The following is a 24702-nucleotide window of genomic DNA, read 5'->3' as shown; positions in this document are numbered from 1 at the left end:
TTTTGCTACCCATAATTTACAAGATTGTTATAATCGCTGATTACACAAAGTTGAGCTAGATCAATGTTGCTCGATTAATGCGCTGTATGTGCTAAGAAGAATAATTAACATGCATTAGATGTGTGTAGGAGTCTTTATCTTGAAGTCATTAGAAGAAAAACCAATAAAACCCGCCTCGTTTTTTGATGCACTCATTCCAATCTCAGTTCTCATTTGTTTACTTGGTGCGGCTGTTTATCTATTTGGTGATAATTCCTCTTCTGGGCCAAATCAAATAGCTTTGTTATTTGCTACTTTTGCAGCAGCATTAATAGGTCTAAAAAATGGCTACAATTGGAAAAAACTAGAAGATGCGATGATTGAAGGGATCACCTTGTCGTTAGGTGCTATCTTAATTTTACTTATGGTAGGTGCGTTAATAGGCACTTGGTTGCTTTCGGGCACAGTACCTACGCTAATTTACTATGGCTTACAGGTTATTAATCCGAGTTGGTTTTATGCAGCTAGTTGTTTAATTTGTGGCATTGTAGCAATGAGCATTGGTAGTTCGTGGACCACAGCGGCTACAATAGGTGTGGCTTTATTAGGCGTTGCTACAGGCTTAGGGTTAGAGCAAACAGTAACGGCTGGTGCGGTTATATCGGGCGCGTATTTTGGCGATAAGCTTAGTCCACTATCAGAGACTACTAATTTAGCGCCTGCGGTTGTGGGGGCAGATTTATTTGAACATATTCAGCATATGCTATGGACTACAGTACCGAGCTTTGTAATTGCCTTAATAATCTTTATATTTATGGGGTTTAACGCGACTGCATCGAGTGAAGCAGGGCGTATTGATGAAATTACTGCTATTTTGCAGCAAAACTTTAATATTGGTTTAGAAATGCTAGTGCCTTTAATTGTACTTTTAGTACTTGCGATACGCAAAATGCCAGCGTTTCCTGCTATATCGATAGGCGCGGTACTTGGCGCTGTGTGGGCTGTGTTGTTTCAATCTGATTTAATTGCCAGCCAAATAGATATAAGCCAAGGCCAGCTAATAGGCTACTTTAAATTAATTTGGACCACTTTTTTTGATGGTTTTAGTATTAGTACCCAAGACGACAATATGGATGCACTCCTCAGTGGGGGCGGTATGTCAGGTATGCTTACAACAACCTGGCTAATTATGACGGCACTGATGTTTGGCGCTATTATGGAAAAAACGGGGCTGTTAGATGTGTTTGTTAAGAGTATTCTTAAAATCGCAAAAAGCACAGGTTCGTTAATCACTGCAACTATAGCGACTTGTATTGGTACAAACGTCATTGCGGCGGATCAATATATTGCTATTGTGGTACCGGGGCGGATGTTTAAAGAAGAATATGCAAACCGTGGTTTAAAACCGGTTAATTTATCGCGTACCTTAGAAGATGGCGGCACAATTACCAGCCCGCTGATCCCATGGAATACCTGTGGTGCCTATATGCAAAGCGTGTTACTGATCAATCCATTTGACTATGCACTGTATGCTTTCTTTAATTTAATTAACCCTGTATTGGCAATTATTTATGCTTATTTAGGTATTAAAATATTACGTATTAAACCAAAACAGACTGCTTAATTTAAACAGCCTCTTTTAAACATAAAAGGGGCTTTTTTTGGAGTATTTATGACTGCCGCACAAAAACCGCAAACACAATATTTAAAAGATTACCAAGCGCCAGACTTTTTAATTAATCACACCGAGCTTAACTTTGATTTACAGCCATTAACAACAAGAGTCACTGCGCTACTTACATTGAGCCGCGTGGGCGCTAAAACGGCACCTTTAGTACTCGATGGCATTGATTTACGCTTAGTGTCGCTTTCAATAGATACTCATGATATTAGCGATTATAAAATAGTGGGTGAGCAACTCATTATTAATAATTTACCAGATCACTGCCAACTTAGTATAGTGACCGAAATTTCTCCGCAAACAAATACTTCTCTAGAAGGACTTTATTTATCGGGTGGGGCTTATTGTACTCAGTGTGAAGCGCAGGGTTTTAGAAAAATAACTTACTATATGGACCGTCCAGATGTTTTATCAACATTCGATGTAACCATAATAGCAGACAAAAAATACCCGCAGTTACTCTCTAATGGCAACATGGTAGATAGCGGTGAAACGCAAGACGGTCGTCATTTTGCTAAGTGGCAAGATCCGTTTAAAAAGCCAAGTTACTTATTTGCGTTAGTGGCGGGTGACTTTGATGTATTAAATGACAGCTATACTACAAAAAGTGGTAAGAATGTCGATTTAGCCTTATTTGTAGATAAAGGTAACTTGTCAAAAACACCGCATGCAATGAGCTCACTTAAAAAAGCGATGCAGTGGGATGAAACACGCTTTAATTTAGAATATGACCTTGATATTTATATGATTGTTGCCGTTGATTTTTTCAACATGGGAGCGATGGAAAATAAAGGGCTTAATATTTTTAATAGTAAGTGCGTTTTGGCAAATCAAGAAACCGCTACCGATAAAGACTATCACACCATTGAATCTATTGTTGGGCATGAATACTTTCATAACTGGACCGGCAACCGCGTAACCTGTAGAGATTGGTTTCAGTTATCGTTAAAAGAAGGTTTAACAGTATTTAGAGATCAAGAATTTAGCAGTGATTTGGGCTCGCGAGCGCTAAACCGTATTGATGCCGTTAAAGTAATGCGTACTCACCAGTTTAGTGAAGATGCAGGGCCTATGGCGCATCCTATTCGTCCAGAAAAAGTAATTGAAATGAATAACTTTTACACTGTGACTGTATACGACAAAGGTGCTGAAGTTATACGTATGATGCACACCTTGCTTGGTGAAACTAACTTTCAAAAGGGCATGACACTTTACTTTGAACGCCACGATGGCCAAGCGGTTACCTGTGACGATTTTGTAAGTGCTATGAGTGATGCATCTAATATTAACTTAGAGCAATTTAAACGTTGGTATAGCCAATCGGGTACTCCTCGTTTAAATGTACAACAAAGTTACCATAGCGAGACGCAAACGTTTAGCCTTACCATTGAGCAGGCTGCGCCAATTAATCAGCCACAAAACGATACTTTGCATATTCCTTTTGCAATTGAGCTGTTAGATAGCAAGGGAAAAAGTGTACCGTTACAATATAAAGGTCAGAGCGTTGATCATGTGCTTGATGTAACTAAAGCAACGCAAACATTTAATTTTGATCAGCTAGCAGAGCAACCTGTTGCCGTTTTATTGGAAGACTTTTCAGCCCCGTGTATATTAAAGCAGCACAGTAACGATCAAGACCTATTGCACATAATGCGCTTTGCGCGTAGCGATTTTTCGCGTTGGGATGCACAGCAACAGCTATTTATTAATGCGGTTAAGCGTGGTATTGCAAGCAAAAAACCTGAACCATTAAGTAATGAAATAATAGCAGCATTACAGGTATTAATAGCCAGTAGAGCAGGTGACTTGGCATTACTTGCTGAACTGTTAAAACTCCCTAGCTTTGATACCTTAGCAGCTGAGTTTGAGACGATCCCAGTTGATGCCATTCTTAATATTACACAGCAGTTTGAACAGCAAATAGCCGATACCCTTGAACAAGAATTTATTAATTGTTACCAAGCACTTGAAGACGATGGCAGTGTTAATGCGGCTGCTGTGGCAATACGTTCATTAAAACAACAATGTTTGTATTACCTAGCAAAAACAGACAGTTTATCAGCGGCTGAATTTATAAAAGATGCTGCAAGCTCAACTAATATGACCAATGTGCTCGGTGCGCTCAGTGGTGCTATAAAAGCGTCGCATACATTAAGTGACACCTTGCTTGCACATTTTGATAGCCAATGGCGACACGACGTATTAGTAATGGACAAATGGTTTGCACTGCAAGCCATGCAGTCGGGTGATGATGCAATTGACAATATTAAAGCACTGTATGAACATCCTTGTTTTGACTTTTCAAACCCTAACCGAGTGCGTGCTTTAATTGGCAGTTTTAGTCACTTTAATACCGCGCAATTTCATCGCCTAGATGGTCAAGGTTATGCTTTGCTTGGTGATTTACTCATTAAGCTCAATACTATTAATCCGCAAAATGCATCACGCATGTTAACTCCTTTTATGTCGTGGAAACGTTACGATAAAGTACGTTCTGCAGCAATGAAAACACAACTGCAGCGTTTAGCTGATTTAGATACGCTGAGCGACGATTTATTTGAGAAGGTTGAAAAAGCCTTAAATTAAATCATGATTGAATATTATTTTAGATTAAATTTGAGCTACAACGAATGCATGGATTACTACCATGGACGTTATAGCTCAGTACAAGTTGTAGATGACAGCGGTAAAACCATTCGATTTGCCGCAAACTACCTGCGCCCCTACATTTCTAGTTTAGGGGTGCGAGGTAGGTTTAGATTGATACTTACCCCCGAAAATAAGTTTATCCGCCTCGAACGAGTAGCCTAAGCGCTTGTATTTATGTTATAGATATACATAAATATTGCCTTTTTGTTAATTTCGATTTGTCCTATTGTTAATTTGCGTGTATAAATTACTGGTATGACGTCTTACCATTGCGTAAACGTCAGTGAATAAAAAAAGATTATGACTGATTGAAGGCGACTGTTTGTAATTTGTTTAATTCGCTTCTATCGTTACGATTACACTAAAAACAATAACTTGATCACACAAAATGACCCGCGACAGGGGGGAAACCAAAATGATAAGAAGATCGCTTTTTGTTAAAAATAAAATCGCTATAGGTTTAGCAGCCGCAAGCTTAGGGTTATCTGCAATGACTGCACAAGCGGCAGTTTTTGAAGCCGGAGGTTTTGATATAACTTTCGACTCCACTTTTTCTTATGGGCAAAGTATTCGTGTAGAAGACCGAGACTTTGGCTTAATAGGTAAAAGTAACAACCCTTCATTCGATTGGACGGGTTATAACCCAGCCTTAAACAATACCGTTTACTCATCGCAAGATGTGTGGGCGCAACCAGGATCATATTCAAACAATGGTGATGCAGGCGATTTAAACTTTGATAGTGGTGATTCGTTTTCAAAACTATTAAAGGGCACCCATGATCTATCTATCAGTAAAGATAATTATGGTTTGTTTACTCGATTTATGTATTTTTATGACTTTGAGTTAATGGATGGCGATCGTGCTTATGTAAACCCTACCTCAGGCCAAGGCGTCGATCCATGTGATGACAAAGATACAAAAGCACAAAGCTGTGCTGACATCCGTTTATTAGATGCGTATGTATGGGCAAGCTTTGATTTAAATGAAGGAAAAAACCCACTATCAATTCGCGTTGGTCAACAAGTAATAAATTGGGGTGAAAGTACATTAATATCGCATGGTATTAACGTTAACCCAGTTGACATAGACCGTTTAAAAGCGCCTGGTGCAGAGCTTAAAGAAGCCTTTATACCTGTTGGTATGTTATGGGCGTCGTTAGGTATTACTGATAACGTAACCTTAGAGGGTTTTTATCAATACCAATGGCAAGAAACACGCTTACCAGCAACGGGAACGTATTTTTCTACCAATGACTTTGCCTCTGAAAATGGTTATCAGCAAAATGTGCAGTTAGGTTTTACTTCAAATCCTGATATTGATTTAGCATTTTTAACCGACAGTTTAAATAATTTAACCTCTGACTTTGCCCTAGCAGCCTCACTCAAAGGCGTTGATCCTTCAAGTGCTCAAGGCAAAGCGCTACTGGCCGAAATGTATTTAGCCTATCCAACTAAGGTAGCACTAAAAGGTAAAGGCGATGAAGGTAAAGTAGAGCCGGATGACGGCGGCCAATACGGTTTACGTTTAGGCGTGTTTTTACCTGAATTTAATGACACGGAAGTGGCATTTTATCATGTGAATTATCATAGCCGTCGCCCGTTAGTATCTGGTCGAGTGTCTAATTTTACTCAAGCTTCACTTGCCCAAGATTTAGCAATGATTACAACGACTGAAATCACTGAAGATAATATTCATAATTTAAGAGCTTTCTCTTTAGCAAAAAATGAATACCCAGAAGACATTAAACTCTATGGTTTGAGCTTCAACACATCTTTAGGTGAAACTGCGTTTGCCGGTGAGTTTACTTTTCGCGAAGATGAACCACTACAAATTGATGACGTAGAGCTACTTTACGCTGCAATGCCAGAGCAATTAGCAGTGGCAGGTTTACGCCCTGAATTTGCAGGTATTTCACAAATGAGCCAAGGCAATGCTGTCAGTGTTGTTGGCCCAGGCGAGCTAGCAAAAGGTTATATAGAGCGTAATACCAGTCAATTACAATTTACCGCGACGCATTTATTTGGCCCATCTTTGGGTGCAGATAGCTGGGCTGTGGTAGGTGAGGTTGGTGGCGTGCGTATTCATAGTATGCCGGAGTACGATGAAATGCGTTTAAACGTTTCTGGTACTGGGCGTAGTGGCATTATGACCGGCCCAGGCAGTTCTGATTATTCTGCGCTACATATGGCGTTATCAAATGGAGCAGAGCAAAAACAATTTGCTACGGCTACATCGTGGGGTTATCGCTTAATTGCTAAAGGTGATTATTATAACCTGTATAACGGTATTAACTTTTCGCCACGTTTTGTATTTTCTCATGACGTAAATGGTAGCACGCCAGATCCTATGTTTTTGTTTATAGAGGATCGTAAATCGTTAGGTGCAACCATGAACTTTAACTATCAAAATGCGTGGTCATTAGATGTTAGCTACAACTCATTTTGGGGTGGCGGCGACATTAATACCTTCTCTGATCGCGATTACATTTCATTTAACTTAAAATATTCTATTTAGGGGTAATATTATTATGATTAAAAAACCTACCCTCATTGCTACTGCATTTTGTAGCTTGTTTGCAAGTCACGCTGCTTTAGCTAAAATTAGCAGCGAAGAAGTTGCGCGCTTAGGTGCAGACTTAACGCCACTAGGCGCTCAAAAAGCAGGCAATGCAGATGGTTCTATTCCTGCGTGGAATGGTGGTATTACCGCAGCACCGGCAGGTTATAAAGCAGGTATGCATCACTTAGACCCGTTTAATACGGATAAAGTGTTGTTTACTATTGATAAAAGCAATATTGAAAAATATAAAGCGAACTTAAGCCCTGGCCAAATTGCGTTATTTGAAGCGTATCCTGATACCTTTAAAATGCCAGTATATGCAACTCGTCGCTCTGCTTCGTTCCCGCAATTTGTATATGATGCAACTAAGCAATTTGCACCCACTGCAGAGCTAATAGAAGGCGGTAATGGGATTAAAAGTACAGCAATTGGTATTCCATTTCCTATTCCTAAAACTGGTTTAGAGGCAATTTGGAATCACTTGCTACGTTACCGTGGTCAGTCTATTGAGCGTTTTGGCGGCCAAGCAGCACCTACCGCTTCGGGTTCGTATAACTATGTTGGTTTTGATGAGCAACTACTAGTTAAATACTCAGATCCAAGTGCTACACCTGCGCAACTGCAAGACTCAAATATTTTGTTTAAGTTTAAACAAAAAGTAACCGAGCCGGCACGCCTAGCGGGTACTGCGTTATTAGTGCATGAAACCATGGACCAAATATTAACGCCACGCCAAGCATGGACCTACAACAGTGGTCAACGTCGTGTTCGTCGTGCACCTAACGTTGCTTATGATGCACCAGGTACAGCAGCTGACAGCTTACGTACCACTGATGACTTTGACATGTTTAACGGGTCACCAAACCGTTACACCTGGACATTAAAAGGTAAGCAAGAGCTTTATATTCCATACAATAGTTATAAGCTCCATAGCGATAAACTAAGCTATGACGAAATATTAATGCCAGGACATATTAACCCTGAGCATACACGCTACGAAAAGCACCGTGTGTGGGTGGTTGAAGCTAACTTAAAAGATGATACGCGCCATATTTATAAAAAACGTGTGTTTTATATTGATGAAGATAGCTGGCAAGTACAGGTTACCGATATTTACGATAACCGTGACCAACTTTACCGTGTAGCTATGGCTTATGGCCTTAACTACTATGAAGTACCAACGCAGTGGAGTACGTTAGAGGTTTATCATGATTTAAACTCTCGTCGTTACTTAGCAATTGGTTTAGATAACCAGCACAAAATGTATGATTTTTCTCAGTCGTTTAACGACAATGAGTTTACATCAAGCGCATTACGTCGCGAAGGTAGATAGTTAATAGTAGGCACCTAACCGATTGGTTAGGTGCCTTTTTTCCTTTCTCATCGCGTTTGTCTTTTTGACGCGCAGGGCTTTTCCTCACCTAAATAGACAAACAATTCCCCAGTTCAAGGCGATTTAAATTTATGAAGTATTTGGTATATGCCAGCCTGATCCTCAGCGGTGCGAGTGTTGCACAAGAAGCTCCTCAATTTGCTATTAGTGCAATAAACGCCGATAAAACGTTATTGACTGATATTACCCAAACTAAAGCGGGTTTAGTGGCTGTTGGTAAGCATGGCACTGTAATTACAAGTATTAATGGTATTGATTGGCAACAAGCAGAATCGGTGCCAACTCAAATATTGTTAACTGCGGTTGATTTTACTAATGAAAACAATGGCTGGGCCTGTGGGCACGATGCAACAATTATAAATACTACAAATGGTGGTAAAACGTGGCATTTACAACAAGCTAAGCCAGAGATAGATAAACCGTGTTTAGATATTTTATTTAAAGATGAGCTACATGGTTATGCTGTGGGGGCTTATGGCATGTTTTATCAAACCAGTGACGGTGGTAAGCACTGGCAAAAACGTTTTTTAGACTCGCTATTATTTAGTGACGATAGAGAATATTTGAGTGATTTAAAAGAACACGACCCAGAAGGTTATGAAGCAGAAACAGCCTCAATTTTGCCGCACTTTAACCGCATTGAGCAAACTCCAGACGGTTTAATGTTAGTGGGTGAAATGGGCTTAATGGCAAAAAGTACCGATGCAGGCTTAACATGGCAGCGAGTTGACGAAATTTACCCAGGATCATTTTTTGCATTTAGCGCCAATGCGCAGCAAGAGGTAGTGGCAGGATTACGAGGCAATGTTTTTACTCGCCAGCAAGGTGATCAAAATTGGCAGCACCTTGATAATAAAAAAACAGCAACGATTAACAACATCATAAATTATAACAATGAACAATGGCTAATGTTGGCCAATAGCGGCGTGATTTTTCATTTGCAAAACGCTGAGCTTACACATGAGCAGTTGGCCGACGGTAAAGCAATTCTAGATGGTGTGATTTTAAATAATAAACTAATCATGGCAACAGAAGATGGCATTAAAGTGAAGGAGTTGACCCCTTAATGCATAAGATTTTAGACTTTATAGAAAATGCGATATTTAAACATCGCTTAATTATGCTTATAAGTTTTGTGCTTATAACCTGTTTATTGGCATTTAAAGCGACACAAATTCAACTTGATGCCTCGTTTAATAAAAACATTCCGTTAAACCACGATTATATGAAGGTATACACCAAACATGAAAAGCAGTTTGGTGGCGCTAACAGTATTTTAATTTCGGTGTGTGACGACAGCGGCGATATTTTTAATCCTGAATTTTTTACCCAATTAAAAGCGGTACACGACCAGCTATATTTTATCCCTGGTGTTAATCGACCTTTAGTAAATTCAATATTTTCACCCAGCGCTCGATTTGTTGAAGTAGTTGAAGATGGTTTTGCCGGCGGGCCAATAATTCCTGCTAATTTTAAAGCCGATAAACAGGGTTTAGGGGTCGTTAAAGAAAATATCGAAAAAGCGAAAGTAGTTGGGCGCATGATTGCCAGTGATTATTCGTGTGCGATGGTGACAGCGCAATTAATGGAAACCGATCCGCAAACCCAAGAAAAGCTCGATACTTTAGCATTTGCGCAAAAACTCGAAACACAACTACGTGAACCGCTAAGCACCGACAAGGTGAGTATTCATATAATTGGTTTTGCTAAAATGGCCGGTGATATAGCCGAAGGTGCAAAAGGTGTGGTGGTATTTTTTGCCATCGCGATTGCCTTTACTTTTATTATGGTTTGGCTATTTTGTGGCAGTTTAAAGCTGACTATTTTACCTATAATGTGTTCGATCATTGCTGTAATTTGGCAATTAGGGCTACTGTCGAGTTTAGGCTTTGGCTTAGATCCTATGTCTATTTTGGTACCTTTTTTAGTATTTGCAATTGGTGTGAGCCATGGTGTGCAGATGATTAACGCGATAGGTAAAAAAGTAGGCGAGGGTAAAAGTACGCGAGAATGTTGTCAGTCAAGCTTTAGAGCATTATTGATCCCAGGCGGCATTGCGTTGTTATCGGATACGGTTGGCTTTTTAACTCTGCTAACCATTGACATTGGTATTATTAGAGAGCTTGCTATAACTGCTAGTTTAGGTGTTGCGGTAATTATATTTACTAACCTAATTTTACTCCCTGTATGGGCGTCGTATATGCACTTTGAAAATAGTGTACATATTCAATCGGGTGATGCTAAAAAACCAAATATGCTTGATGCAATTAGAGATTTATTGGTTAAAGCCACCGATCCTAAAATTGCTAAAATGATAATTGCTTTTACTTTAGTGTTATTTGCACTTGGTTATTGGCAAGCAGATAAAATGCGTATTGGGGACTTACATGCTGGCGCACCTTCATTGCACCAAGATGCACGCTATAACCAAGACACATTTTTAATCTCGGACAAATACACCATTTCGTCTGATATCTTAAAGGTAATTGTAGAAGCGTATCCTGCAGCATGTACTGAGCATGATGTGATGCAGCGTATTAGCCGCTTTCAGTACAAAGTAGAGAATGTGGCCGGTGTGCAATCAGCGGTAAGCTTAAGCTCGGTAGCGCAGTCGGTAAATGCCGGTTATAACGAAGGTAACCTTAAATGGCAAAGCCTGCCACGTAACTCTGCAAGCTTAGTACAATCTACCTCGCGGGTAGAAACCAGCACGGGATTACTCAACGGCGATTGCTCAGTGATGCCAGTGATTATCTTTTTAGATGATCATAAAGCGCAAACAATTGATCTTGTAATTGAAAGTGTTAAACGCTTTGCACAAGAAGAGGGTACAGATAAAGTTGCGTTTAAACTCGCATCAGGCCCAGTAGGTGTAATGGCAGCCACAAACGAGTCAGTGTCAGCGGCGCAAATTCCGATGATGCTGTATGTTTACGGCGCTGTAATTGTTTTGTGTTTACTAAGCTTTAGAAGCGTAAAAGCAACCATTGCAGTAGTGTTGCCTCTGTATGTGGTATCTACTCTTGCACAAGCACTAATGGTACAGCTGGAAATTGGCTTAACCGTATCTACACTGCCAGTTATTGCATTAGGTGTGGGTATAGGCGTTGATTATGGTATTTATATATTGTCGTCGATGATGGGACAGTTAAAACAAAATGTACCGCTGAGTGTGGCTTATCGAAATGCGTTAATTGAGCGCGGTAGTGCAGTATTATTTACCGGTATTACACTTGCTATTGGCGTGAGTACTTGGATTTTCTCTGATTTGAAATTTCAAGTTGATATGGGAATTTTGCTTACCTTCATGTTTTTAGTAAATATGCTGGGTGCAGTGCTGCTTTTACCAGCAATTGGTAGCTTGCTCTGGACTGACCAGAAAAAATAAAGTGAATAAGTTTGCTCCTAAATGGCCTGTAAAGGCCATTTATATCTATAATTTGTGAATAGATGACCAAATAGCTGAAAAGCTAAAAATGTTTTCATCGTAAAAGGCTGTTTATTAGTTGTAAACGAGTTAGAATTTGTTCGACTCCACGCTAATAAATGCTGTACAAATATTCTGCTATTAAGCAGTAATAGATTTAAGGAATAAACAATGACACGAAATGAAGGTCAAGCCTCAGTTATTTTAGATAATGTTTGTAAGCTTATCCACAAAAAAGTTCGCGCTGATAATGTGTTACTCGTTGAAAAATTCGCCAAAGCCTTGTACAGCAATATGTCTAAAGAGGATTTGGCTAATCGTAACGATAGTGACTTATATGGTGCTGCACTAAGCCTTTGGAATTCGCTAGAAAAGAACACGTCTGATGACGCGGTTATTCGCGTTTTCAACCCAGAAGTGGCAAAAGATGGCTGGCAGTCATCGCATACCATTGTTGAGATTATAGCTAAAGACATGCCGTTTTTAGTTGATTCAGTACGTATGGCCATGACTCGTGAAAATATTGCCTCTCACTTATTACTACATAGCCCGCTTAAAATCCAACGAGATGAAAATGACAAAATCTCAGGTTTATCTGGTTTAAAAGCAGAGCAAGAATCAACCTCGACCAAAACAGTATTCTTTATTGAAATTGACCGTCAAACAGATTCAGCTGTGATTGAGTCTTTCAAACAAGAGTTAGAGTCTGTGCTTACAGATGTGTCGGTAGCGGTAGAAGACTGGCAGCCAATTCGCGAAAAGCTAATTGCAGTTAGTAAAGAGCTACCAAAACGTCGTGCTGGCAAAAATAATGCTGAAGTAGATGAAACGGTTGAGTTTTTAGACTGGTTAGTTAAAGACAACTTTACCCTAATGGGCTATCGCCAATATGAGTTATCGCCAATACAGGGTGATTACGAGTTAAAAGGCGTAATGGAAACCAGTTTAGGTTTGATGAAAAATGCCGGTGTAGAACACACTCGTCTACTTTCTGAATTACCAGAAGCTGCTCGCCAAGATGCGCGTAGTAGTAACTTACTAATTTTAACTAAAACTAACTCATTATCACGCGTACATCGTCCGGCTTATATCGACTATGTTGGTGTAAAACGTTTTGATGACAAAGGCAATGTTATTGGTGAGGATCGCTTTATTGGCTTGTTCTCGTCAAACTTTTATAACTACAGTGCGGCAGACGTACCGGTTCTTAAAAGTAAAATTGACCGTATTATGCAAATGTGTGATTTTGCCAAAGGCACCCATGCTTATAAAGCGGTGCTTAATATTTTAGAAACCTACCCGCGAGATGAACTTGTACAAGCCCGCGAAAGCGAATTGCTAGAAGTTGCAATGGGCGTGTTGCAAGTACAAGAGCGTGATATGTGTCGCTTGTTTGTACGTAAAGATGCCTATGGACGTTTTTTCTCATGTATGGTTTATGTACCACGTGAGCGCTATAACACGGCACTGCGTCATGAAACGCAAAATATTTTAGCAAATGCATTTAATTCTGACGAAAAAGTCGAATTTACAACCTATTTCTCTGAGTCAACACTAGCACGTACTCATTATACCGTGCGTGTGACTGATAATAATATAGAGTATAAAGTGAAAGACATTGAAAACAATTTAGTTGAAGCGGCCCGTACTTGGGAAGATAAATTACAATCAGCCTTACTAGAGCAAGCTGGCGAAGCACGCGGTAATGAATTAAACCGTAAGTATGCTCAAGCATTTGCTCGCTCATATAAAGATGAAGTATTACCAAGTGCAGCTGTTGTTGATATTGAAAAGCTAGAAATGCTTAACGATGAAAACAAACTTGAAATGTTATTTTATCGCCCGCAAGAAGAAGCTAACAGCAATGTTGTGCGTTTAAGCTTATTTCATAAAGATGAGCCTATTCACTTATCTGATGTGATGCCGATGCTAGAAAACTTTGGCTTACGTGTCGTTGGCGAAACACCTTATTCAGTTAAAACTAGCGATGGTAGCATTAATTGGATCATGGATTTCTCTATGCTAATTGATAGCAAAGGGATGGCAGATTTTGATAAAATTTCAGCACGTTTTCGCGCTGCGTTAACCAGTGTTTGGAATAACCGCTTAGAAAACGACGGTTTTAACCGTTTAGTATTAATGGGTGGTCTTACTGGGCGTGAAGCGTCAATATTACGTGCGTACGCTAAATACATGCGCCAAATTGGGGTTACCTTCTCGCAAGCTTACATTGAAGGCACTTTTGCAAATTATCCACACATTGCAGCAAAAATTGTTAACTTGTTTACTAAAAAGTTCTCAGTTAAAAGCCCTGCAAGTGAAAAAACACTTGAAAAGCTTAGTACAGAAATATATTTAGAACTTGAAAACGTAGCCAATCTTGATGATGACCGTATTATACGTTTATACGTTGATATGATAGTGGCAACACTGCGTACTAGCTTCTTTCAAAAAGATGGCAATGGCCAATTTAAATCGTATGTATCGTTTAAAATTAAGCCAAGCTTAATTCCTGGCGTACCATTACCATTACCGGCGTTTGAAATTTTTGTATATTCTCCGCGTATTGAAGGTGTGCATTTACGATACGGTAGTGTTGCCCGTGGTGGCTTGCGTTGGTCAGATCGCCGTGAAGATTTCCGTACTGAAGTACTTGGCTTAGTTAAAGCACAACAAGTGAAAAATGCGGTAATTGTGCCAGTAGGTTCTAAAGGCGGTTTTGTTTGTAAACAATTGCCAACTGAGCGTGAAGCATTCTTAAAAGAAGGCCAAGAGTGTTACAAAATCTTTATTCGTGGTTTGTTAGATATCACAGATAATATTGTACAAGGTGAAATTGTTGCGCCTGTAGATGTAACTCGCCACGATGGCGATGATGCTTATTTAGTTGTAGCAGCCGATAAAGGTACTGCAACTTTCTCTGATATTGCTAATGGCATTGCAAATGAATATAACTTTTGGCTAGGTGATGCGTTTGCATCAGGTGGCTCAGTGGGTTATGACCATAAGAAAATGGGTATTACAGCACGTGGCGCGTGGGAATCAGTTAAACGTCATTTCCGCGAAATGGATATTGATTGTCAAACAACCGATTTTACCGTGGTAGCTATTGGCGATATGGCAGGGGATGTATTTGGTAATGGTATGTTGTTATCTAAACATACTCGTTTACAAGTTGCATTTAACCATATGCATATTTTTATTGACCCAACACCAGATGCAGCAGCAACGTATCCTGAGCGTGAACGTTTATTTAAATTACCGCGTTCATCGTGGGAAGACTTTAATAAAGATTTAATTTCTGCCGGTGGTGGTGTTTTCTCTCGTGCGGCTAAGTCGATTACACTAAGCCCAGAAATGAAAAAAATGTTAGGCACTAAAAAAGCAAGCATGACACCAACTGAACTGATCAAAGCTGCGCTAATGATGGATTACGATCTATTGTGGAATGGTGGTATTGGTACTTATGTTAAGAGCAGCAAAGAAACTGACGCCGATGTAGGGGATCGTGCAAACGATGCACTGCGTATTAACGGTGGCGAGCTAGGTGCTAAAGTATTTGGCGAGGGCGGTAACTTAGGTGCAACTCAGTTAGGACGTATTGAATTTGCAGCGAAAGGCGGCCGTGTTAATACTGACTTTATTGATAACGTAGGTGGCGTTACTTGTTCAGATAACGAAGTTAATATTAAGATTTTACTTAATGGTTTAGTTACCTCAGGTGACTTAACGCGCAAGCAACGCGATGAACTTTTATACGCTATGACAGACGAAGTGTCTAAGCTGGTATTGAATGATTGTTATCGTCAAACACACACTATTTCAATTACTCAATCTAAAGGCTCATCAACGCTTAAAGAGAAAATTCGCTTTATTCATGCTCTTGAAAAAGAAGGCAAGCTAAATCGTGCGATTGAGTTTATCCCAAGTGATGAAGAATTAGCAGAACGTGCAGCAGCTGGCAAAGACTTAACACGTCCAGAGTTAGCGATTTTAGTGTCGTACTCTAAAATGGTACTTAAAGAGTCATTTGTTACAGATGAAATTACGGAAAATCCATATTACCGTCAATTGTTAGTTAATTCGTTCCCGTTACCACTGCGTGAGAAGTTTAACGAAGCGATGGATAACCACCCACTTCGTAAAGAAATTATTGCCACTAAACTGGCTAATCAAATTGTTAACGATATGGGCCTTAACTTCATGGTGCGTATGCATGAAGAAACCGGTGCAAATGAAGCTGAAATTGCTTTATGTTATTCAATTGCCAGCGAGTTGTTCCAAATGAGCGATACGTGGGCCTCGGTTGTTGCACTTGATAATAAAATTCCGGCTGCTGTACAAACCGAAATGCTATACCAATTACGTCGCACGGTTCGTCGTGTAACACGTTGGTTCTTACGTCATCGCAACAAAGCACAAACAATTACCCAAACAGTTGAATTTTTTGCGCCAACATTTGCAGATTTAAGTGCTAATTTAACAACGTATATGGTTGATAAAGAAGGCGAGCTTTTAGTTGCAGCTGCCCAAGAGTTAACACAAAGTGGTGTGCCTGCAGAACTAGCTAATCGCATTACTGGTTTATCTAGCTTGTTTTCTGCTATGGACTTAGCTGAAATCTCAGCAAGTTCGAAACAAAGTATCGATACTGTATCGCATACTTACTTCAAGCTTGGTGCAAACATGGGCTTACATTGGTTCTTAGAGCAAATTACTAAGCAACCAGTAGCAAACCATTGGCAGGCATTAGCGCGTGCATCGTACCGCGAAGAGCTTGATTGGCAACAACGTACATTAGCAGAAGTGGTATTAAACGGTTTTGCCGATGATAACAAAGATGTTAATGGCCAAATTGAGCAATGGATGGATAGCCAAGAGTTATTATTACAACGTTGGAAGCAAATGCTTGCAGAGTTTAGAACATCACAAACTCACGATTTTGCTAAGTTTTCAGTAGCACTACGTGAACTCATGTTATTAAGCCATAACTGCGTGTAATAGAATAAAAACCATAATTAATGCCTACTCATTATTTTCCTTGGTGAAAATAATGAGTTAATGGTTAAAATTGTTATACAATACCTCGGCCTAGTCTGAGGTATTTTTTTGTCTGCATTTTAAGAGGATTATATTCATGTTTTACGATTTAGCTCGCCGTTTTATGTTTACCCGTGATGCGGAGTGGGCGCATGAGTTCGCTCTTAATAATTTAAGTCGTTTTGCCAATACACCATTAAGCGCTGCTTGGTCACAAAATATTGTGAATAAACCAGTTAATTTTTTAGGCTTAGAACTTAAAAACCCCGTTGGTCTTGCTGCAGGGCTTGATAAAAATGCAGAGTGTATTACTGCATTTGCACAAATGGGCTTTGGTTTTGTTGAAGTGGGTACAGTTACTCCGCGCCCACAAGCTGGTAACGATAAACCACGTATGTTTAGATTGCCGCAGTCAAATGCCATTATCAATCGCATGGGATTTAATAACAAAGGCGTTGATAATTTAGTTAATAACGTTAAAGCAGCCAACTATACCGGTATTTTAGGTATTAACATTGGTAAAAATAAAGACACACCGAATGAGCAAGGCAAAGACGATTACATACATTGCATGCGCAAGGTGTTTGAACATGCCTCGTATATAACTGTTAATATTTCATCGCCAAATACCCCAGGGCTTCGTGATTTACAATACGGTGCAGCCCTTGATGATTTACTACAAAGTTTGAAAAACGAGCAGCTTGATCTTGTTGCTAAACATGGTAAACAGGTACCTATGCTGGTAAAAATTGCGCCAGATTTAGATCCAATCCAAATTGCTCAAGTAAGTGAATCTTTACTAAGCAATAAAATAGATGGGGTAATTGCTACCAATACTACACTTGAGCGTAGCATGGTTGCGGGTCAGCAATATGCTGACGAAGCCGGTGGTTTATCGGGGCAGCCAGTTAGGGAGCGTGCGACGCATGTAGTTAGCGAGCTAAAGCGCTTAACTAATGGGCAGTTACCTATTATAGGTGTAGGCGGTATTGACGATGTGTCATCGGCGAAAGAAAAAATAAACGCAGGTGCCGATTTAGTACAAATTTATACTGGCTTTATTTATAAAGGCCCACAATTAATTAAATCGATAGTTGATAGTTTATAAAAAATAGGGCTACTTAGCCTTAAAAGTTAAGTTTGTTTTAACACTAAAAGGCTAACTTGCCCTCTAAGCTTTTGATCGTTCAATAAATGTTCTAATAAAACATTTTAAAAATGATTAAAAGCGGCTATACTTTGTGCTTATTGTTTTTATTATATTTAAATGCTAAGCGTGGAGGGGATATGTTACAAGCATCAAAGCAATGGCAGTGGATATCTTGCGCCAAAAAAAACCGCTTATTACTTGATTTAAATGAAGATATGCAGCTCTGCACTCCTTATAAGTTAAGACAACTTACTGACAGCACATTTAAAAACCCTTATTTTAGCTTAGAAGATGCCGCTTTTTATGAACAAGTTTATCAATATCTTGTGCAATTTAAGCTGTGGAATCCAGCGCAATTATGTCAAATATCACTCAATGCAACCGCAGTGAAATTTCAATTAAAGCCAGTACTTGCTAAAAGTTGGTTTTTTGAGCAATACACAGGAAACACTCCAAGTACTGAAGCCGTTATTAATTTAACCTCTAAAGCGCAGTCGGGAGAGTTTTTAATTGTAGAGCACAGCAGTGATGCATCTGTGTGTATTAACCTAAGTGAAAATTTTCAATTAGATGATAATTTATCATTAGTACAGTTTGAAGCCATTCGCGTTTTAAACAATCGTGTACATCCTCTCTTAAATCAGCATATTCATAGCAAAATAGCTTAATCTAATTTTATTTTCAGCCCGTGTTTATGGCGTGTTTGTATGCAAACCTATGTTATAATCCTGCGCAATTAGCTATTAAGGGTTACTACTTTGCAATTTATCGCACTTACTTCTATCGGAATCGAAAATTTATTGGTTGATGAACTAACAGAACTTGGCGCAACTGTGTCTAAGCAAACTGTTGGTTCTGTTCGCTTTGAGGCAGACTCATTATTGGCGCAAAAGGTGTGTTTATCGACTCGTTTTGCTACGCGCGTGCTTATGCTTATTGAAGAAAAAGAAGGCGTAGATGACAAAAATAGCCTGTATAACTTTGCTCGCTCACAACCATGGCAAGAATGGTTTGGGCCTACACAAACGTTTGCTGTCGACTTTAATGGCACCAACGACTCATTAAAAAATACGCAGTTTTCTGGTTTAGTTATAAAAGATGCCATAGTTGATTACTTTAACGACTTATTCGAGCAGCGCCCTAATGTTGATAAACAAGACGCTAATGTGCGTGTGGTTGCGCGTTTAAATCGTTATGGCGTATCTATGTATATAGATTACTCTGGCCCGCGTTTATCTGAGCGTGGTTACCGACAGGGCCAAGGTAAAGCACCTATAAAAGAGCATTTAGCAGCGGCATTAATCAAACGCAGCGGCTGGCTTGAAAATGTAAATCAGCCTTTGTTTGACCCATGTTGTGGTGCAGGTACTATTTTAATTGAAGCTGCCGGTATGGCGCGCAACGAAGCTCCCGGCTTATTTCGCGAAGGCTTTGCATTTGAGCGCTTACCAAGTTTTAGAGCTGCGAAATTTAAAGAGCTAAAAGAAGAATTGCTGGGCAATATTATAGACCCTAAATTATGGCTCATTGGCCACGATTACGACGCTCAAGTATTAGGTAAGGCAATTGATAACGCAAAACGTGCTGAGCTAGACGATATTATTAAGTTTAAACAAAGTGATGCAACTAAACTAACCGCAGTGGCTAAATTACCTGGCGTAGTTATATCTAACTTACCTTATGGTGAGCGTATTGGTTCTATGGCTGAGCTTGTAGATTTACATCGTAATTTAGGTGTGGGCTTTAAAAAGCACTTCAATCATTGGAAGCTTGCTTTACTGGGTATGGATGAGAGCTTATTTAAGCTGTTAAAGTTGGTTAGGCTGAAACGTTATAAATTTAAAAATGGCCCGTTAGATGTTGAACTTAACTTGTATCAACTTGATGACAAACAAGTAAGCCTGACAACCGATGATAAAAAAGCGCTGAATTTTGAAGGTTCAATGTCTTTTGCTAATCGATTGAAAAAGAACAAGCAGGGTTTAAAAAACTGGCTTAAGCAAAACGAAATTACAGCATACCGTGTATACGAAGCTGATATTCCTGAGTACAACGTTGCTGTAGATATTTACGGTGACTCAGCGGTTATTTTTGAATACGCAGCCCCGAAAGAAATTGATGAAAAAACGTCTGAAAAACGCTTACAAGATGTGATCAGCTTAACCGCTGAACAACTCAAAATAGCACCAGAGAATATTGCTGTAAAAGTACGTAAAAAGCAAAAAGGCGAAGAGCAATACACGCCAATGGCTAAACAAAACCGCACTATGGTGGTTGAAGAGTTTGGCGCTAAGTTTAAAGTGAATTTATTTGATTACTTAGACACTGGCTTGTTTTTAGATCACCGTTTAATGCGTCGTTATATTCAAGAAAACGCCAAAGATAAGCGCTTTTTAAACTTATTTGCCTACACAGGTACAGCGTCAGTACATGCAGCACTTGGTGGCGCTAAAGCAATTACCACGGTTGACTTGTCAAAAACCTATTTAAAATGGGGCCAAGACAACTTTGATTTAAATAATATTAGTAATACTCGCTACCGTTTTGAGCAAGCAGATTGCTTAAAGTGGCTAGAGCATGCGACGGCGCAGTACGATTTAATCTTTTTAGATCCCCCGACGTTTTCAAACTCTAAGCGTATGAAAGATGCATTTGATGTGCAGAGCGATCATATTAAGTTATTAACTTGGGTTAAAAAAATATTAAGCCCGTCGGGTACGCTTATTTTTTCTAATAATAAACGTGGCTTTGTTATGGATGAAGTGGGTTTAATTGGCTTGGGCTTAAAAGCGGTTAATATTTCTGACAAAACCTTATCGCCTGATTTTAAGCGTAATAAAAAAATTCATAATAGCTGGTTAATTACCCATGGCTAAGTGGATTTTATATCACACAGATGGTTGTCATTTGTGTGAACAAGCTGAGCAATTAATTAAGGGATTAGTTAATAGCCACAATGAATTATTGCTAGTAGATATTATGACTGATGATCAGCTTATTGCTGATTATCAGGTTAGTATTCCGGTATTTAAAAGTGAGCAAGGCCAACAATTATTTTGGCCTTTTACTGCACTAGACGTGCGTGAATTTTTAGCGCAAGCAGAATAAGAGCAAAGAAGAATTATGGATTTAATTAGAATTTTAAAAGCACAACTGGCCTTTGGTACTCATGCATTGCTTAATAAAGCAGATGCAGTGATTGAAAGTGGCGAGCGTGTGTGTGTTGTAGGTCGAAATGGTGCTGGTAAGTCAACGTTATTAAAAGTACTCGATGGTGAGGTTTTATTAGATGATGGCGAAATAAACCAGCTTGGCGGTATAAGAATTTCTCGTTTAGAACAAGATCCACCAAAAGGCGCAAGCGGCACTGTATTTGATTATGTTGCTCAAGGTATGCCTGAAATTGCCAACTTACTGATTGATTTTCATCATGTGAGTACAGAGCTACAAACCGTATGTACCGATAAGTTATTAAATAAACTTGAGCGTTTATCAAACCAATTAGAAGCGGTTGATGGCTGGCGTTTTGACAGTCGCATTCAAGTTGTTTTAACCCAATTAGAGTTAACACCTGATGCTAAGCTTGAGTCACTTTCAGGTGGTTGGTTACGTAAAGTTGCACTTGCTCGTGCACTGGTTAGTGAGCCAGACTTATTATTACTAGATGAGCCTACTAACCACTTAGATATGGCAAGTGTTATGTGGCTTGAGCAATTTTTAAAAGAATTTAAAGGCGGCATTGTATTTATATCGCATGACCGTGCCTTTATTCGTGCTGTTGCAACGCGTATTTTAGATTTAGACCGTGGTAAATTAATATCATACCCTGGCGACTATGCTACTTATTTAGAGCAAAAAGCCCACGACTTAAAAGTTGAAGAAAGCCAAAATGCTTTATTTGATAAGCGTTTAGCCGAAGAAGAAACGTGGATACGCCAAGGTGTTAAAGCACGAAGAACCCGTAATGAAGGGCGCGTACGTGAACTTAAGCAACTACGTAACGAGCGTAAACAACGTGTTGACCAAGTAGGTAAAACAGACTTTAATATTGAAACCGCAGATCGTTCGGGTAAATTGGTATTTGAAGCTAAGCATCTTTGTCATGCATTTAAAGATAAAGTGATTGCAGATGATTTTTCAACCTTGGTTATGCGCGGCGATCGTATTGGTTTAGTTGGTCCTAATGGCATTGGTAAAACAACGTTATTAAAATTAATGTTTGGTAGCCTAGCCCCAGATAGCGGTGAAACTAAGCAAGGTGTTAATTTAGAATTTGCTTACTTTGACCAATACCGTGAAAAATTAGATGAAGAAGCAACAGTACAAGACAACGTTGCTGAAGGTAAGCAAGAAGTAATGATGGGTGGTCGCTCGCGCCATGTATTAGGTTACTTACAAGACTTTTTGTTCCCGCCAGCACGTGCCCGTACACCAGTTAAAGCGCTTTCGGGTGGTGAAAAAAACCGCTTGTTATTGGCGAAACTGTTTTTAAAACCGTCAAACATATTGGTACTCGATGAGCCAACTAATGATTTGGATATAGAAACATTAGAGCTTTTGGAAGATATTATTAACCAGTATCAAGGCACAGTATTAATAGTAAGCCATGACCGTGAGTTTATTGATAATACCTGCTCTAGTGTTTGGGCATTTGAAGGTAATGGCAAAATTACTGATATTGTTGGCGGCTACAGTGATTACGAAGCCTATGTTAATTACTTAGCAGAGCAACAAAAAAATCAACCACAGCAAGCAACTAAAAAAGTTGAAAAAGCACCTGCTGCGCCAGTAGTTAAAGCAGAGGCTAAAGGTAATAAACTCTCTTACAAATTAAAACTTGAATTAGAGCAACTGCCTAATAAAATGGAACAACTCGAAGCCGATGTTGAAATTCAACAAGCCATAGTTAGTGATGTTGATTTTTTTAAGCAAGACAGTGATATAACGGCTAAGGCATTGAACCATTTGGCAAAACTTGAGTCAGACCTTGAGGCCGCGTTTTCGCGCTGGGAAGAACTTGAAGAATTAAAAAATCAGTAGTAAGGACTAAAATGAAATATAAATTACTCGCTGCCAGTATTTTAGCAACAATGAGTACTTCAGCATTAAGTGCGACTTATCAATTAACGGAATTGGGTGCACTTGAAGGCGCGAAATATTCTTATGTTACCGATGTAAGTGAAAGTGGTCATATTATAGGTATAGCTAATGGCTTATATAATTTACCTGTAGATATTGAGCATATTGATTTTTCACTGAGTTTAATTCAAAACGCTTACACTAATGAAGTTAATGCATTTGAGCTTAGTGATAAAGAGATTACTTTTACGTTAGAAGACATAGAAAAAAACAATGCTGTAGCAACTAATGCAGATGCGCATAGCTTCATGATCCGTTTTTTAGCTAATGTGTCGGCTAATTATCAGTTTCAAAAGTTAAGCTCTCTAACGGCAATAAAATATGATAGCGGCGCTGCTGTTGAGCAAACTTTGTTTGATATAAACTCGCCTGATTACCCAGGCGTTACCCGCTCTGTGACTAACTTTTACAACGCTGTTGCAGAAGATGGCACTACAGTTGGTTGGGGTAGTGCTCCTTTTGATAAAATAGAGTTTACTATAGAGGACGAAACTGATCCTAAACCGTGGTTTACCCGTGACTTTATAGAGCGCGGTATTGTTATATCTGAAAGCGGTATGGAAGTTCCTTTAGTACCCCAATTTAGTGAATATGGTGGTACTAGCCAAGCCTCTGATATTGTAAAAACCGCAGATGGTTATATTGTTGTTGGTAATATGTCACTTGGTATACCGCAAACGCGTCAAACCAATATTACTGATAACTGTGATGATAAATATCAGCCATTTTCAACCTGTATTGAAGTTATTAATAATCAAACAACCCGTGGGATATTTAATAAGCAAGCAACTAAATGGACGCTTGATAACGCATTTAATATCACGTCTACCGAGGTACTAGGTTTAGCCTTTACTCCTTATGAAGACGAAGTTGACTTTGCGTTTATTAGTAATGCATTTGCGGTTAATAAGAACGGTATTGCAGCAGGTGTATCGAACACGCGTTATTATGATAAAGATACTACTATTATAACCATGCCGGTGTATTTTAAAGATGGCAAAGCGGTTGAATTTATAAATCAACCAGACGGTTGGCAAGGCGGTAAATCTTTAGCAATTAACGATAATAATATTGTGACAGGTTATGCCACAAGACGTGTTGATGGTGCTTTACGTAATAAGTTTTTCTATCATGATATAGCAACAGGTACTACCGTTTATCCAGATAGCTATTTTACGAGCTCAAGCTCATACGGTAACAGTATAAATAATCAAGGTTATATTGTTGGCGAAGGTGAGGTTGGTATTTCTGATAGTTCACGTCGATCAGCTGCGTTCATTTATAAAATAGGTGATGATAAAATCACTAATTTAAATGACTTATTGCCGTGTTACGACATGGACGGTACAAGTAGTTATGGCTATAGCATGAGTGAAGCTAAAGTGATTAACGAAAACAATGAAATATTTGGTGTGGCCACTAAAACTGTTGAAAAGCGTAACTCATTAGGTGAAGTTGTAACCGATGTTAACGGTAAAACTGAATATGAAAGTGTTGCTGTAGCAGTAAAGCTTTCGCCAATACCTAATGGCACGATAGAGGATTGCGCACCACCTGATGCCGAAGTGTATGAGCGTCGCTCTGCAAGCTTCTCTTGGTATGGATTATTATTATTACCACTGATTGCGTTTAGACGAGTATTTAGATTTTAATAGAATTTAAATCGAAAATTTAAGCCGAGAAA

At 39.2% G+C, this 24702-nt stretch carries 14 protein-coding genes; all 14 read left to right on the top strand.

What is annotated here, in order from left to right; genetic code table 11:
* Positions 1 to 118 precede the first annotated feature (118 nt).
* The 14 genes from nhaC (at position 119) to I6E78_RS13665 (ending at position 24670) form a co-directional block, all read left to right on the top strand.
* Positions 119 to 1603: a Na+/H+ antiporter NhaC gene (gene nhaC / locus I6E78_RS13730; protein ID WP_011328355.1), complete on the top strand. Its 1485-nt coding sequence runs from the start codon at positions 119 to 121 to the stop codon at positions 1601 to 1603.
* Between the two features lie 48 nt (positions 1604 to 1651).
* The gene (gene pepN / locus I6E78_RS13725) at positions 1652 to 4246 is read left to right on the top strand and encodes an aminopeptidase N (protein WP_197182709.1); all 2595 of its coding nucleotides are present in this window, start codon (positions 1652 to 1654) and stop codon (positions 4244 to 4246) included.
* A 3-nt stretch (positions 4247 to 4249) separates the two neighbouring features.
* Positions 4250 to 4471, top strand: a complete 222-nt coding sequence (locus I6E78_RS13720) for a DUF2835 domain-containing protein (RefSeq protein ID WP_086998601.1) — start codon at positions 4250 to 4252, stop codon at positions 4469 to 4471.
* Between the two features lie 253 nt (positions 4472 to 4724).
* A complete protein-coding gene (locus I6E78_RS13715; RefSeq protein ID WP_011328352.1) occupies positions 4725 to 6824 on the top strand; it encodes a DUF1302 domain-containing protein in 2100 nt (699 codons plus the stop codon).
* Positions 6825 to 6837: 13 nt separating this feature from the next.
* On the top strand, positions 6838 to 8202 hold the full coding sequence (locus tag I6E78_RS13710) for a DUF1329 domain-containing protein (RefSeq protein ID WP_011328351.1): 1365 nt from the start codon (positions 6838 to 6840) through the stop codon (positions 8200 to 8202).
* Positions 8203 to 8333: 131 nt separating this feature from the next.
* Complete coding sequence (locus tag I6E78_RS13705; protein WP_193038629.1) at positions 8334 to 9329, top strand: YCF48-related protein; 996 nt, start codon at positions 8334 to 8336, stop codon at positions 9327 to 9329.
* A complete protein-coding gene (locus I6E78_RS13700) occupies positions 9329 to 11650 on the top strand; it encodes an efflux RND transporter permease subunit (RefSeq protein WP_011328349.1) in 2322 nt (773 codons plus the stop codon). The genes I6E78_RS13705 and I6E78_RS13700 overlap by 1 nt, the downstream gene beginning before the upstream one ends.
* A gap of 210 nt (positions 11651 to 11860) precedes the next feature.
* Complete coding sequence (locus I6E78_RS13695; protein ID WP_011328348.1) at positions 11861 to 16690, top strand: NAD-glutamate dehydrogenase; 4830 nt, start codon at positions 11861 to 11863, stop codon at positions 16688 to 16690.
* Between the two features lie 136 nt (positions 16691 to 16826).
* Positions 16827 to 17837, top strand: a complete 1011-nt coding sequence (gene pyrD, locus I6E78_RS13690; RefSeq protein ID WP_011328347.1) for a quinone-dependent dihydroorotate dehydrogenase — start codon at positions 16827 to 16829, stop codon at positions 17835 to 17837.
* 179 nt (positions 17838 to 18016) lie between these two features.
* Positions 18017 to 18547, top strand: a complete 531-nt coding sequence (locus I6E78_RS13685; RefSeq protein ID WP_197182708.1) for a cell division protein ZapC — start codon at positions 18017 to 18019, stop codon at positions 18545 to 18547.
* A 90-nt stretch (positions 18548 to 18637) separates the two neighbouring features.
* The gene (rlmKL, locus tag I6E78_RS13680) at positions 18638 to 20755 is read left to right on the top strand and encodes a bifunctional 23S rRNA (guanine(2069)-N(7))-methyltransferase RlmK/23S rRNA (guanine(2445)-N(2))-methyltransferase RlmL (protein ID WP_011328345.1); all 2118 of its coding nucleotides are present in this window, start codon (positions 18638 to 18640) and stop codon (positions 20753 to 20755) included.
* A complete protein-coding gene (locus I6E78_RS13675; RefSeq protein ID WP_041454446.1) occupies positions 20748 to 20987 on the top strand; it encodes a glutaredoxin family protein in 240 nt (79 codons plus the stop codon). The genes rlmKL and I6E78_RS13675 overlap by 8 nt, the downstream gene beginning before the upstream one ends.
* A 15-nt stretch (positions 20988 to 21002) precedes the next feature.
* Positions 21003 to 22919 (top strand): ATP-binding cassette ATPase Uup, encoded by a 1917-nt coding sequence (gene uup, locus I6E78_RS13670; protein WP_011328343.1) that lies wholly within the window; start codon positions 21003 to 21005, stop codon positions 22917 to 22919.
* A gap of 11 nt (positions 22920 to 22930) precedes the next feature.
* A complete protein-coding gene (locus tag I6E78_RS13665; RefSeq protein WP_182683468.1) occupies positions 22931 to 24670 on the top strand; it encodes a DUF3466 family protein in 1740 nt (579 codons plus the stop codon).
* The last annotated feature ends 32 nt before the right edge of the window (positions 24671 to 24702 follow it).

Origin of the sequence: Pseudoalteromonas sp. NZS127 (assembly GCF_015864805.1) — a bacterium.
GTDB lineage: Bacteria > Pseudomonadota > Gammaproteobacteria > Enterobacterales > Alteromonadaceae > Pseudoalteromonas > Pseudoalteromonas nigrifaciens.
The sequence above is the reverse complement of the archived record's forward strand: the minus strand, read 5'-3'. Positions and strand labels throughout refer to the sequence as shown.